This window comes from Falsochrobactrum ovis, from assembly GCF_003259955.1.
Lineage (GTDB): Bacteria > Pseudomonadota > Alphaproteobacteria > Rhizobiales > Rhizobiaceae > Brucella > Brucella ovis_A.
Genome location: NZ_QLMK01000009.1, coordinates 46,091 through 60,832 on the forward strand (window position 1 = coordinate 46,091; position 14,742 = coordinate 60,832).

Here is a 14,742-nt window from a genome sequence, read left to right on the forward strand (position 1 = left end):
TAACGGTCTTGGATATTGTGACCGTGACAGTAATGAGTACGAGGTAGGCAAAGCGATGGCTTCCAAATCGAAGGCGCATAAACTCGATCACGAAGTAGAAGAAGCGCTGGAGAAAGCGCTGGAAATTGATTTCGGTGACGATTTCGATATCGACCTGAATCTCAGCGCGTTTGACGATGAGTTCTCGGTGGACGATCTCGAACAGCAAATATCGCGTGCCGCCGAAGAATTGGTGGCCGAACAAAATAGTAAGGTTGGCGCGGCAGGCTCCACGGGCGATGTGAACGCCGAAACGAAAAACACTGTGGAATCTGTGGAGGCCATTTCGGTCATTCCGAGCCCTGCTGCACCACCGATTCCACCGGTCGTGGGTGTTGCCAAAAGCCTATCGTCCGCTGCTGCCGAAAAGCCCGCCGCTATTGATAAAGCAACCGTCAAAACCGAGGCTGCAAAGCCCGCTCCTACAATCGCGGCTACTCCTCTTCGTACGCCGGCTAATGATGATTCCTTTAGCGCCCGCCCGATCGGCGCTGCGCCCCGTCGGGTCACAGAGAAAACCTCAAAGCTGTTTTGGACGACAACCGCTATCAGCGCCCTTTGGGCCGCAGGTGGTTTGGCGGTCAGCAAAGCAATCAATCCTAACGTTTTCTCAAGCCTTGGTGAGACTGCTCAATTCTTTGGATCTCCTGCCGGAATCGGCGTCGCGACGGGTGTTGCGCTACCGGTTATGATGTTCTGGGGCTTTGCTCATTTGGTTCGTCGCGCACAGGAAATGCAATATGCAGCGCGTGACATGTCCGAAGCCGCGATGAAACTCATGCAGCCAGAAGCAATCGCCGGTGACCGCGTTTCTACGCTGGGCCAAGCGGTGCGTCGTGAAGTGGCGGCAATGAACGAAGGGATTGAGCGCACGCTCGCACGTGCCGTTGAATTAGAAACGCTCGTTCAGGCAGAGGTCAATCAGCTCGAACGTACTTACAGCGATAATGAAGTGCGGATCCGCTCACTGGTCAGTGAACTGGGGAATGAGCGTGAAGCGGTGGTCAGCCACGCAGAGCGTGTGCGTTCATCGATCTCCGGCGCGCACGAACAGTTAAAAGAAGAATTATCAAGCGCTGCCAATATCATACGCGACAATGTTCTTTCAGCATCTCAACAGCTGACATCGGTTCTTGGTGAATCCGGCGAACGCCTGATCAGCAATATCAATGAGAGTGGAAGCGCAATTGCGGAAGCAATCGAAAAACGCACCGGTGATATAGCATCGGGAATAACAACGTCTGGCGAAGTATTTGCCAACGAGCTTGATAGCCGCATTGCGAAACTTGATCAGCATTCAAAAGATGTGACTGAGCGCGTCAGTGCCGCATTGGATAGTCGCATTTCTGGTATCACCAATCTTCTTGGTGATGCGACCCAGACAATGGTAAGCGAGTTTGACTCACGCCTTGCCAATCTGGACAGTACTTTGGAAGAGCGTGGACGCTCATTGATTTCCGAATTTGAAACCCGCGCCCATGCGCTTGATAGTAGCACAGAGAAGCTGAATACAGCGCTTGAGGCTCGGTCGAGGCAGATCAACGAAAATCTCATCGCCCGCACGCGCGAAATTGCCGAAACATTCTCAAGCGGTCGTACTGGCTTTAGTGCAATGATTGATGAGACCAAAGCGCGTATTAGCGACGATCTCGCCTCAGTCAGCGAAAGCGTGGGTAATGTTCTTAGCGAAAAGGCAAACGCCTTTGCAGGTAAACTCGCAGAAAGTCGCGATATTCTGGCGTCTTCTCTGGATGGTGAGACAGAGCGGGTGGCCGCAATTATCCGTGATCATGCTGGCACGCTTGCAGCGCGCACCGGCGACATTGAGAAGGCCGTAGCGGAAAGCTCATCTATCTTGACCTCGGCGGCAGACCATCATGCAGCAATTCTTTCTGAGAGAACTGCCGCGCTTCAACTTGAAATGGCCAACAACGCTGATCGACTGGAAACTTCATTTGCAGAACATAGCCGTTCGCTAGAAGAGCGGGCTATTTCGCTGCAAAATGTAGTCGCTGGCAATCAGGCCCTACTTGCCCAGCTGCTTGACGAACGCACCGCCGCTCTTCGAAATAATTTTGACGAGAGTCGTGAGGAGCTTGCGAAATCCTTTGAGGAGCGGATTGCTTCATTAACGGCAATCATCGCTGACAATAAGGACGCCCTAGCCCGTACTTTGGACGAGCGCGCACAAATATTGAACGAAACAATAGGTGCTAGCCGCGAGGCTCTCGACGCTACATTTAGCGATCATGTACAGCGAATTGAGGAACGGACAAGTGGCCTGCGCACTGTGTTGGACGTTCACAATAATTCCCTCGCCAATATATTGGGCGAACATGAACAAGTGATCGAGAATCGTGCTGAGATCATCCGATCCGCACTTGCTGAAACAACAAGCTCTCTGAACGAGACGTTGCAGCAGCATGAGCAGACGCTCTCACAACGGACTGCTGATCTGCATAATGCAATCGAAAACAGCAGCGGTGCCATCAGCAAGGCATTTGAAAATCAGTCCGGCATCATCGAAGAACGCACCGAAACGATGGAAAAAGCATTGTCCATCGGTGTCGACAATGTACGTCGCGCATTGGAGCAAAGCGCTGGTGTGGTCGCCAGCTCATTGCGTGACAAAATTACCGAAGCTGCTGGTACACTTTCGGCAGAAGCCGCGAAGGCGGGCGAAGCACTCAACGGTTTTGGCGAATCCTTTAGTGCGAATATCATCAACAATCTGGCCGCAACGGAGGAGCGTTTGGGAGATCGTGCAAACGCTCTCGCGGGCCGCCTCACCCAGATTGAAAGCAGCTTTGCCGATACAGCGCTGAAAACAAGCGAAACGCTTTCAGAACAGTCCGAATCTTTTGCTTCACGGGTTGCGGAAAATCTTGCTGGAACCGAAGCACGACTTGCTGAGCGGGCGACGGCCATTGCCGGTGGTTTGGAGACGATTGAAAGCCGCCTCACCGGCGAACTTGGAGCAATCGAATCACGTATTGCGGAAACGGCCTCTCACACGAGCCGCACACTTGCGGAGCACAGCGAAGCCTTCTCCAACAGTGTGGCGGAAAACCTTTCCGGCACGGAATCGCGGCTTGCAGAACGCGCTGACGCAATTGCAACCCGCTTGGGCGATATCGGCTCGCGGATTACAATGGAACTTGGCTCCGTTGAGGCACGCATTGCGCAGGTAACTGATACGACTGCCATAACGCTTGAGGAGCGCACACGCGAACTCAATGAGGTTCTCGCTGCACGCTCGCAAGAAATTACCCAAATTCTCAACGATACGGCAGAGCCGCTGGTGCAGCGTTTGGCAGATAGCGGCCGCGGGCTTGCACATCAACTTGAAGAGGCAACCCATGCCGCGACAGATCGTTTGCGGGCGGAAAATGCCGCTCTTGTAAACGCTCTGGCCAGCCGCACCGCCGAGACAATCGCTGCGGTGCAACAGGCGCAGTCTAGTCTTTCAGGTAATGTAAGCGAACTGATTGATCGGTTGGCTAATTCCAATGGCGAATTGGGTAAACTGATCGATGCTGCGGCGCGCAATCTTAACGATATTGACAGCCGCTTGGTGGACACAACGTCCAGCTTTGTTGAAAATGCCAATCGTGCTGCCCAGATGTTCCAAGCATCGACCGGGCTTATTGATGGTAATATCGGCACGCTTCGCGCGCTTTCTGACAGCACCTTGTCGCAGATTGCTGATATTGCCAATCGCTTTGAAGATCATGGAAGGGTTCTCGCTTCGGCATCAGAACTGATCGGCAACGCCCAGAACAATCTGGTCGGAACGCTTGAAGACCGACAGAATGCCCTCGATAAATTGGCATCCGGTCTGGTGGAGAAATCCGAAAGTGTCGAGCAGCTCATGCGGTCCTTTGAGCACATTGTCAGCTCGGCATTTGAAAGAGCCGAGGGCCAGACGCGCAGTTCGGCAGAAAAAATGCGCGAGAGCGTTTCTGAGATTGTTGAGCAAGCATCACAGAAGTTCTCGACTGCTACGGAAGAGATTCGGAGAACAGCCGCAGAAATTCGTAGTGAGCTCGACACTACCCGTGGTGAGCTGAAGCGTGGTGTGCTTGACATGCCAGCAGAAGCTAAGGAAACCACGACGGCAATGCGCAAGGCCGTGAGCGAGCAGATCAATGCGCTTAAGGAGCTTGCAGCAATCGTTAATAAATCGGGTCGCTTGGTCGATGTCGGCGAAAGCCGTGCCAATCGCCCGGCTTCGCGTCCGGTACAAACGCAGCGTCGGGTCGCTGCACCGGCTCCAGTCGCAGCGCCTGTAGCACAACCGGCTCGTACTGCTACTGCCACTCAAACCCGACCAGCTGAGAATTCGAGGACCAATTCCACACCAGCGGCAGATAGGCCACGTGGCTGGGTTTCAGATCTTCTGGCACGCGCGTCGCGAGAGGAAGAAAATGATGGTGAAGTGGTGGGGCAGCCCACGGCAGCGCCTCGGTCCCCTCGGCACGTGGTTGAATCGTTAAATTCGCTTTCAGTGGATATCGCCCGTGCAATTGATCATGACGCATCGGTCGAGCTTTGGGAGCGTTATCGCCGTGGTGAACGCAATGTATTCACGCGACGTCTCTATACGCTCAAAGGCCAGCAGACTTTTGACGAGATCAAACGCAAATATCAGACGGACGGAGAATTCCGCCGTGCAGTGGATCGTTATATGGATGACTTCCAACGTCTGCTGGAAGATGTTGCGCGGAACGACCGGGACAATATGGTCATGCAGACCTATCTGACTTCAGATACGGGCAAAGTCTATACAATGCTGGCTCACGCAGCCGGACGGCTTGGCTGATTTCTGCGAACTTAACAAACATAAAACGCGGCTCGGTTGGGCCGCGTTTTTGATTCAAATAGTTAAACGGACAATTTCAAGCGTTAGATTAAATGATAGGCCATATCGCACTGTGTATAAATCACCGCGAGAATTGGCATCTGCTGAACTCCTCATGCGGCGCTAATTCACCGAAAATAATAGATCCACTCGGCAACTGGCCTGGCGTGAAAACTATTGATGCTTTGATTTTTCTGATAGGGCCTAGGCATCGATCAGCGTTAGAAAGCAGTATGTTCGGCGCAGTCGTATGAACCACCAGCTTTGCTGGCAGTCCCACGACGACCGTTATTAGAAAGAATTTCGGCGTTGCTCGCAGCGTTCACGCGTTAGAGCGAAGAAACGGTCCAGGTTACGACTTCACTCAAGGTGCGGTCAAAGGCAGTATTGATCGCTTTTACATAATCGCTGTTACTGCCCCCGCTAACCGGAACCTCATTGCGAAAGATACGCGTGGCGCGCACTTCCCCAGTTTTATCGTTCATCAATCGGACCGCGAGTTCAACCACTGCACTTGTCCCCGACCCGTAGGCTTGGATGCCAAAAGAGCGTAGATCAGTCAGAATTTGGTAGTTGATTGCTAGTCCATCCCCAGGACGGCCAACCCCGCCGAAAACCCCTGTATTCTCGTAGGCTTGCACGAGGCGGGACTGCACAATATTTGTGAGCCGATCACCCCATTGTGCGCCTTTGAGATATTCAATCGATCTCGGTGCGGAACTTACGACAATATTTTCACTATCAATGGCTTTGAGTGCGGTAGGCGGAGGAACCAGAAGCTGCAAATTCTTTCGGTTTGCGCTACTGACCGCTGGCTGCGGAGCCGACAGATTAAACGTATCAAGTGGCGTGGTCGTACCACAGCCCGCGATGGTGATGGCCAGAATTGTCGTACTGATTATCGACGAACTACGCACGCGCCTAACGGTCATGTCGTTGGATCCAGTTTTGAAATTCAATGACGCGTCCTTCCATCATAACGGGGAACGTTGCCTGGTCCGCCAAAAATCAAGCGCTGTGGATTTCGCTCCAGCTCAGTAATCGCTTGCTCTATACGTTGAATAGTGCGGCGGCTATCGACTATCAAGGCTTGCACATCGCGCAATCCCTGCCCCGAGAAGCGGTCCAGATTTGCTGCAATAGGCGCGATACGATTGTCCAGATTGACCGCAGTTTCCCGGATGGCTTGTAGCGTCGCATTCGCCTGCGCTACTACCCCGTCTTTATCGTCACTAGAAAGAAGCTTATCCGCTTTGGCCATGATGCTGTCTACGCGCTCGGAGGCGGCGTTAAGACGTTTCATCATCTCTTTCGCGTCTGAAATAATTGCACTGATATTGCCGGTATTTGATCCCAATTCTTCGATTATATCAGAGTTTTTCGCCAAAGCGTCGGTAAATATTTTGGTGTTGTTTATCGTATCGGTTAGCGGGCCTCGGGCTTCCTTAGCAAAACCCTCCAGCTCACCTAAAACGCTATTGGCACGTGCAAAAATATCTTGAGCAGTCGCCAACAAATTATTCACTGCTGACGGATCGGCATCAATGCGAGCAACCGTGTCCTCTTTAGCTGCTTCTGTTAGAAGATTCGGTTCGTCGAGCCTTCCGCCTTTCAATTCAATATAGGCTTGGCCGGTAAGCCCCTGAAAACCAAGAGTCGCAGCTGTCGAACGTGTGATGGGAGTCGTCGCATTTACACGTGTCTGAACAATAACCATTTCAGGATTGGTTTCATCTAAGTGCAAGCCGCGCACATCGCCCACCTTGATTCCGTTAAACAGAACCTGACTTCCGATGCTTAATCCGGTGACGGATCCGGGAATACGCACGTCAAGTGGCATCGAATCGCGTGCCTCTCCATAGCGAGCGATCCAATAAACGAAGCCGAACGCCAGCACACTGATGACCAGTGTGAACACTCCTACCAGGACATAATTGGCTTTAGTTTCCATTTCCTATCCCGTTTGTACCCGGTTTTCCGGCCGCCGCCTTCTATTTATTGCCGAAGGATCCATTTGACGTGCCCGCTTACCACGAAAATAGGATTTCACCCAAGGATCATCTACAGTTAGCATATCTTCAATGGTGCCGGTGACTGACACTTTCTTGTCCCCCAACACTGCAATACGGTCACAAACCGCAAAAAGAGAGTCCAGATCATGGGTGACCATATAAACGGTCAGCCCCATTGTATCACTCAAATTTCCGATTAGTTCATCAAACTCAGCAGCACCTATCGGGTCGAGGCCAGAAGTCGGTTCATCAAGAAATACGATGTCAGGATCCAGCGCAAGCGAACGCGCCAGCGCGGCACGCTTTATCATGCCGCCTGAAAGTTCTGACGGAAATTTCTCAGCCGTATCTGGATTCAAGCCAACCAAATCTATTTTCAACCGCGCCAGCTCGTCCATCAATTTAGGTGAAAGATCCAAATATTCGCGCATCGGTACTTGTATATTTTCAAGCACATTCAGAGCAGAGAAAAGCGCGCCATGCTGAAACAGCACCCCCATACGCATATCAATGCCCATTTTCTCGACTTCGGATAATTCGTCGATATTGCGACCCAAAATCTCAATATCACCGGATTGTTTTTTATTTAAACCGAGAATGGTTCGCATCAAAACAGATTTGCCAGAGCCAGAGGGGCCTATGAACCCCAGAATCTCGCCCTTGTAGATATCAAGCGACAAATTATCGAGAACAGGCGCGCGACCACCGAAGGAAACCGTTACGTCGCGTACCGAAATAATCGGCTGCAATGAACGATTTTCCTGGCTATGCGGATTTGACTGATCTTCGATATTACTCACCATAATTAGTCTTTATATGAGACGCGCAGCATACTGAACCTGATACAGCAAATCCAATGCGGTTTTGTGGACAACTGTGCCAAAAAGACCAAAAAACTGCTCCAAACCGCTAGTTTTCTCAAAAATCAATGGCGGCATAGAACATTGCAAACAAGCCGTCCACCACGATGACTACGAAAATCGACTTCACAACCGATGCTGTGACGCGGCGCCCCAGTGATTCTGCACTGCCACCAACTTTCATTCCCTCCACAGAGGCAAGAATGCCAATAATCATCGCCATAAATGGAGCCTTAATCAGGCCCGCAAAATAGGTGTTCAATGCTACCGCATCGTGAAGTCGAGAGATAAAAGCTTCAGGTGAAATACTCGAATAGAACCATGCAATACCCGCAGCACCTATTAAAGCTGCGAGATCGGCTAAAATCGTGAGCAATGGCAATATTATCACCAACGCCACCAAGCGAGGGAAAACCAATACACCGATCGGATTGAGACCGATTACGGTAAGCGCATCGGTTTCCTCACGCATTTTCATGGACCCGATCTCGGCAGTGATAGCGCTGCCGGAACGACCAGCAATCATGATCGCGGTTAACAGAACGCCTAATTCTCGCAGAACCAAAATTCCAACCAGATCGACCACAAAGATTTCCGCACCGAAATAGCGCAATTGGAAAGCGCCTTGCTGTGCGATAATTGCGCCAACAATAGTGGACATAAGAACGATGATCGGAATCGCCCCACCCCCCATGCGATCCATCTGGTTGACGATTGCAGGTATTGGAATTCCGCTGCCCCGATCCGCTTTTAATTGAGCGCCTCGAATGGTTGCACCAAGAATGTGCATAGCCATTTTGAAATCATCTACCGCCGAAAATACGCCGCGCCCAATCGCCTCCAGCATTGATGTAATCAGAAATGGCTGCTTGAGTTTTGGAACATCCAGCGTCCGTTCAACGGATTTTCCTACCTCGTCCATCAATGGCAGCCACGCGGACCGGACACCTTCGAGGCGGGTTTCAATATTCTGCTGCATCAAACGACTGCGTAACCGTTCGATCAACCAAGCGCCAGCGGTATCAAGTCCTGAAATTTGTGTAACATCGATAGAAACGGGCTGAATATATTCGTGTTTTTCCAGTCCGCGCATTTGGGCATCAACATGGTTTACGCTTTGCGAAACCCATCTTCCGCTCAAGATGATACGCGATGCACCATCGTGCTCGTCCAGATCAACCTTCGGCGTCATATCGGCAGCAGCTCTTGCTTTGTCGGCGGCCTCAGTCAACATGGTAATCCTATAAACGACTCGTTGCGCTAGAGAAGTACTGCGCTCTGGAAGGCACATTCATGCAAAATAATTTGAAAATCATCAGTGAACGCTATCCTATTGCCGGTAAATTCACAATCTCTCGAGGGTCGAAGACCGAAGCTGAAGTCGTTGTCTGCGAAATTCATCGAGGTAATTTGGTAGGCCGTGGTGAATGTGTACCCTACACTCGGTACGGCGAATCTGTGACCAGTGTAATACAGCAGATCGAAGCGGTGCGCATGGAAATTCAAGCGGGTGCCAGCCGACAAGAGATTCAATCTCTCATGGCTGCCGGTGCTGCTCGCAATGCTGTTGACTGCGCATATTGGGATTTGGAAGCAAAGCTTACCGGAGTGAGCGTTGCGGAACTGCTGGGCATTGAAACAAGGCCGCTGCAGACTGCTGTTACTGTCTCCTTAGGATCATCGCGAGAAATGGCCGAATCCGCTGCTAGGCTCGCGCATTACCCGTTTATCAAAGTCAAATTGGGCGCGGAAAACGACATAGAACGGATGCACGCAATCGCCGAAGCAGCACCGAATAGTCGAATTATTATTGATGCGAATGAAGGCTGGACCGTCGACAACATAGAAGAAAACATGGCGGCGGCGGCTAACGCAGGTGTGGTTCTCATTGAGCAACCCCTGCCCGCAAGTCACGATGAAATTTTGGAAGAAATAGCTCGTCCGCTGACAATTTGCGCCGATGAAAGCGCGCATACGTTAGAAGGTTTGTCGAAACTGGCGAAACGTTATGATGCGGTCAACATCAAACTCGACAAAACCGGCGGGTTAACTGAGGCGCTTGCCATGCGCGATAAAGCCATTGAACTGGGATTACAGATTATGGTCGGCTGCATGGTAGGGACATCTCTTGGAATGGCGCCTGCTGTTCTTCTCGCACAAAAGGCTGATGTCGTTGATCTAGATGGCCCATTGCTGCTTGCTCACGACCGTGAGCCCGGCTTACGCTATGATGGCGCATTGGTTTATCCACCAGGAAAAGCGCTCTGGGGCTAAGTGTTTGATAAGCAGCGGATTGATTGGTCGCAGAACTTGCGAGCATAAGGCGTTCTGATGTATCTCTTCCGCGACTGGCGGAAAGCCGTAAAGTTTTGGAAAGTGACGCGACTATAATGACCAAAAAAACTCCTCCCACTTCCACGCGTTCGGATTTTGACGAAGCGGCGCTTTTTTTTCATCGTTACCCGAAGCCCGGCAAGCTGGAAATTCAAGCTACAAAACCGCTCGGCAATCAACGAGATCTTGCGTTAGCCTATTCGCCGGGTGTTGCGGCACCCTGTTTGGCAATTCATGAAAACCCTGCCTCCGCAGCCGAATATACGGCGCGCGGCAATCTCGTCGCAGTCGTTTCCAACGGTACAGCAGTGTTGGGACTGGGTAATATAGGCGCCCTCGCCTCAAAACCGGTGATGGAAGGCAAGGCGGTACTGTTTAAAAAATTCGCGGATATCGACGTTTTCGACATTGAAATCGACGCGCATGAGATCGAACATATCGTCAATGTCGTATCGGCACTTGAGCCCACCTTTGGTGGCATTAATCTTGAGGATATTAAAGCGCCGGAATGTTTCGAAGTTGAAGAACAACTGCGCGCTAAAATGAATATTCCGGTCTTCCATGACGACCAACATGGCACTGCCATCATTGTAGCGGCAGCGATTCTAAACGGACTGGATCTAGCAGGAAAGCAAATTTCTGAAGCGAAAATTGTTACTTCCGGGGCCGGTGCTGCCGCGATTGCCTGCCTCAACCTTCTGGTCAATCTTGGTGCAAAACGCGAAAATATCTGGGTTTGCGATATTGAAGGCGTGGTCTATGAGGGGCGTGAAGCACTCATGGATCGTTGGAAACGGGCCTATGCTCAAAAAACAGATGCGCGCACTCTAGCTGACATTATTGATGGCGCGGATGTGTTTTTAGGACTTTCAGCGGCTGGTGTTTTGAAAACTGAAATGCTCCAGAGAATGGCTGAAAAACCATTGATCATGGCGCTGGCTAATCCGAATCCGGAAATCATGCCGGAAGTGGCGCGTGAGGCCCGAAGTGACGCTATGATTTGCACAGGTCGGTCTGATTATCCAAATCAGGTCAATAATGTGCTGTGTTTTCCACATATTTTCCGCGGCGCATTGGATGTTGGTGCGACAGCTATCAACGAAGAAATGAAGCTTGCAGCGGTTCGCGCTATAGCCGCGCTTGCACGCGAAGAGCCTTCCGATGTGGCGGCACGCGCATCGACAGAGGAAACACCCACATTCGGGCCTGATTATCTCATTCCCTCGCCTTTTGATCAGCGTCTTATCTTGAGGATTGCTCCAGCCGTTGCTCAAGCAGCAATGGATAGTGGTGTTGCAACGCGTCCAATAGAAGATATGGGTGCTTATCGCGACAGACTTAACAGGTTTGTTTTCCGTTCTGGCCTTATTATGAAGCCAGTCTTTACCACCGCGCGCGCCCAAACTACGCCCAAGCGGGTGATCTATGCGGATGGCGAAGATGAACGTGTATTACGTGCTGCCCAAGTCGTTATCGAAGAAGGTATCGCAGCGCCCATCTTGGTCGGTCGACCTCAGGTCGTTGAAACCAGACTGAAACGCTATGGTTTGAAGATCCGCCAAGGCACGGATTTCGAACTCATCAACCCTGAAGATGATCCGCGCTATCGGGATTACGTCGATCTGTACCTGTCTTTTGCGGGACGCCAAGGCATTACTCCCGAGGCAGCACGCACCATTGTGCGCACTAACTCCACTGCCATTGCAGCACTGGCCGTCATGCGCGACGAAGCCGATGCGATGATTTGCGGACTGGAGGGACGTTTTGAAAGCCATCTCCGCACAGTTAGCCAGATAATCGGAAAGGCGCCAGGTCTTAGCGAATATTCCGCTTTAAGCTTGCTTATTTCTCAGCGGGGTACACTCTTTCTGACGGACACCTATGTGAGCGTCGAGCCCGATGCTGAAGAAATCGCTGAAAGTGCCATTCTGGCAGCAAAAGAAATTCGGCGTTTTGGGATTGAGCCTAAAGCTGCCTTGGTCTCACATTCCAACTTTGGCTCCAAAGAATCTGCAAGTGCCGACAAGATGCGTCGTGCAGCTGCACTGCTAGCGCAAAAAGCTCCAGAGCTGGAATCGGACGGAGAAATGCACGGTGATTCCGCATTGTCACAAGTGCTGCGTGATCGTGTATTCCCTAACTCAAGGCTCAAGGGAGAAGCGAACCTACTGGTTTTTCCGAATCTTGATGCAGCAAATATTACTCTTAACGTGGTTAAATCCGTTACGGATGCGCTGCATGTGGGCCCTATCCTACTTGGTGCAGCACGTCCGGCCCATATTTTAACACCTTCTGTAACATCTCGCGGGGTAGTTAACATGACAGCCTTGGCCGTAGTTGAGGCCATTCAGCGCGCCGGAGAACTAAAGAAATCTGTATAATTTATAATAATATAAAACAGTAATAAATCTATCTATACGCCAAGTATACTTACCATATACTTGGCGTTAGTGTTTTTTTAACTATAAAAATTAACCATCATCACATCGAACAACAAAATAGGCTGTTCTGTGATGATTGCTAATCAAGTATTTTTTCAGATATTTCGACTAAACCGGCTGCTTATTAACCGACAAGGGCCGTTTTCTGCGGTCAAGACCGTAGCGGCGATCTTGGCAATCGGAAGCATTATCGCCGGATGCACAACGGTCCAAAAATCATATATTTGCACACCGCAACAAGAAGCGCGCCTTAATATTGCCAAGGCGCAAACAACGAAAGATATTCAACGGTTTCGATCGTCTCTTTCCAACGTTCATTTAAAAATTAATCAAGACCGATGCCGAAGAACGCTTTTTTCAAGACCACTAGACTCAAACAAATGTGAATCCTACAAAATGCAGACTGAAAAATTAAAGTCTGCGATAAGGAAACATCAGGAACGACTCCACGAAATAAACGCAGCGCTCAATGGCCGTTTGCATAAAGAAGATCACGTTAAATCGTGCTCTCCGACATGGCTTTCTTCCCCGGTCCGCCAGATGCGTAAAGCTCCGAAACGTCTGCCGGCAGTTAAAAAGAAGCAACCAGTAACACCGGTCAAAGCTACTGAAAAGCTGGTGCCGGACATTGTCGTTGAGCCATCAACGCCATTGCCCACGGACCCGGCCCATATGCCTTTGCCTGAAAATGAGAGCGAGAACAAAAACACCCCGGCTGAGCTGCCATTCTATAAAGCTCGCCCCAAGAGCGAGCCAACTATAGAGGAAAAAAGTGTGCAGCTTGAACGTAGCTACATTCCCGATCCTAATATTAGGGTCGTCGGTCCAACGTTTTTTGCCGACCAATCAGAACCAGAAGATCCGCCATTTCGGGCCCATGAGCCTGACCAGTGAGTGCTAAGCGCAGGGGCAAAAACAGCGACTTGCCCTTGCGTCCGGTAGCTTCCTTGATCCGCTCAGTCCAGATTTTCCATGTCTGGTTATTCCAAGGTTCTTGGGGCATAAAATCAAATGCTTGGCGCACAAATTCGATGTCGTCATCGGACAAATTCGGCTTTTCGGATAGGTCACCTCGCACCAATTGCCACCAATGGCTCACTTCACCAAAGCGATCTAGGTTTTTCCTGATGGTGAGCCAAAATGGCTCGGCTTCTTCACCCTTTATGCCTAAATCTTCCAGCCGGTCTTTTGCCTGTTCAAACGTCATTTCATGCAAAAGAGTACGATTAAGCGTATCCAGTTCAGCAGGATCAAATTTAGCTGCGGATTTTGTGATGGCACTTAGATCAAAATGCTCCGCAAGTGTCTTCATATTTGGAACCGCAGAAACCGCCTCGGACGTGCCAATAAGCACCGCCAATGATGCGATAGCCATCGGCTCATATCCGGCTTCGCGTAAAGACCCTAACGATAAGGCTCCTGTGCGCTTTGACAAGCCTTCACCTGAGACAGTAGTGAGAAGATTGTGATGGCCAAAAACCGGAGGCTCAGCACCTAATGCCCGGAAAATCGCAATTTGTGCGCCGGTATTGGTCACATGATCGTCACCGCGGATAATGTGGGTTACGCCCATATCAATATCGTCGGCAACTGAGGGCAATGTATAAAGATAAGTCCCGTCCTCACGAATAAGAACCGGGTCTGACATTGAAGCCAGATCCACCGTTTGCGGGCCACGGACGAGATCATCCCAATGAACTTCTGTCCGACGTGTGACCATTGGGTCATTTTCGAAATTGGGCAGTAAAAAGCGCCAATGGGGTTTTCTACCCTCGGCTTCTAATTTCGCTTTTTCGTCCTCGGTGAGCTTGAGTGCTTCACGGCCATATATGGGAGGAAGGCGACGAGCTAAACGCAGCTTTCTGCGACGTTCAAGTTCGTCGGCTGTCTCATAGCAAGGATAAAGAAGCCCGGCCTCTCTCAGCTTGTCCGCTGCTTGAGCGTAAACGTCAAAACGCTTTGACTGATATTCCACTCGGTCGGGCTTTATTCCCAACCAGTCGAGATCAACCGCGATAGAACGGGCATATTCATCGCGTGACCGCTCAATGTCGGTATCATCATAACGCAATATGAACTGACCACGGTTTTTCTGCGCATAAAGCCAGTTTGAAAGGGCGGTCCGGGTATTACCAATATGAATATACCCAGTTGGCGATGGGGCAAAACGAACTGTAATTGACATTGGAGATCTT

At 50.7% G+C, this 14,742-nt stretch carries 9 protein-coding genes; 4 read left to right on the plus strand and 5 right to left on the minus strand.

What is annotated here, in order from left to right; genetic code table 11:
* Positions 1-55: 55 nt before the first annotated feature.
* Positions 56-4,861, plus strand: a complete 4,806-nt coding sequence (locus C7374_RS11075; RefSeq protein WP_111575693.1) for an apolipoprotein A-IV repeat region-like domain-containing protein — start codon at positions 56-58, stop codon at positions 4,859-4,861.
* Positions 4,862-5,229: 368 nt separating this feature from the next.
* Here the strand turns inward: C7374_RS11075 and C7374_RS11080 are convergent, their stop codons facing one another.
* The 4 genes from C7374_RS11080 to C7374_RS11095 all read right to left on the minus strand — a co-directional run bounded on the left by C7374_RS11080 (position 5,230) and on the right by C7374_RS11095 (position 9,006).
* Positions 5,230-5,832: an ABC-type transport auxiliary lipoprotein family protein gene (locus C7374_RS11080; protein ID WP_111575737.1), complete on the minus strand. Its 603-nt coding sequence runs from the start codon at positions 5,830-5,832 to the stop codon at positions 5,230-5,232.
* Between the two features lie 23 nt (positions 5,833-5,855).
* A complete protein-coding gene (locus C7374_RS11085; protein WP_111575694.1) occupies positions 5,856-6,851 on the minus strand; it encodes an MlaD family protein in 996 nt (331 codons plus the stop codon).
* A gap of 3 nt (positions 6,852-6,854) precedes the next feature.
* A complete protein-coding gene (locus C7374_RS11090) occupies positions 6,855-7,715 on the minus strand; it encodes an ABC transporter ATP-binding protein (RefSeq protein WP_111575695.1) in 861 nt (286 codons plus the stop codon).
* Positions 7,716-7,830: 115 nt separating this feature from the next.
* Positions 7,831-9,006 carry an MlaE family ABC transporter permease gene (locus tag C7374_RS11095; RefSeq protein ID WP_111575696.1) on the minus strand — a complete coding sequence of 392 codons (1,176 nt, stop codon included), beginning with the start codon at positions 9,004-9,006 and terminating at the stop codon, positions 7,831-7,833.
* Between the two features lie 59 nt (positions 9,007-9,065).
* On the opposite strand from C7374_RS11095, the gene dgcA reads away from it, so the two are divergent.
* The 3 genes from dgcA (at position 9,066) to C7374_RS11110 (ending at position 13,441) form a co-directional block, all read left to right on the plus strand.
* A complete protein-coding gene (gene dgcA / locus C7374_RS11100; RefSeq protein ID WP_111575697.1) occupies positions 9,066-10,046 on the plus strand; it encodes an N-acetyl-D-Glu racemase DgcA in 981 nt (326 codons plus the stop codon).
* A gap of 116 nt (positions 10,047-10,162) precedes the next feature.
* Positions 10,163-12,487 (plus strand): NADP-dependent malic enzyme, encoded by a 2,325-nt coding sequence (locus C7374_RS11105; protein WP_111575698.1) that lies wholly within the window; start codon positions 10,163-10,165, stop codon positions 12,485-12,487.
* A gap of 132 nt (positions 12,488-12,619) precedes the next feature.
* Positions 12,620-13,441 (plus strand): hypothetical protein, encoded by an 822-nt coding sequence (locus tag C7374_RS11110; RefSeq protein WP_111575699.1) that lies wholly within the window; start codon positions 12,620-12,622, stop codon positions 13,439-13,441.
* On the opposite strand, the gene gltX is transcribed toward C7374_RS11110, so the two are convergent.
* On the minus strand, positions 13,359-14,732 hold the full coding sequence (gene gltX / locus C7374_RS11115) for a glutamate--tRNA ligase (protein WP_111575700.1): 1,374 nt from the start codon (positions 14,730-14,732) through the stop codon (positions 13,359-13,361). The two genes, C7374_RS11110 and gltX, sit on opposite strands and share 83 nt — an antisense overlap.
* Between the last annotated feature and the right edge of the window lie 10 nt (positions 14,733-14,742).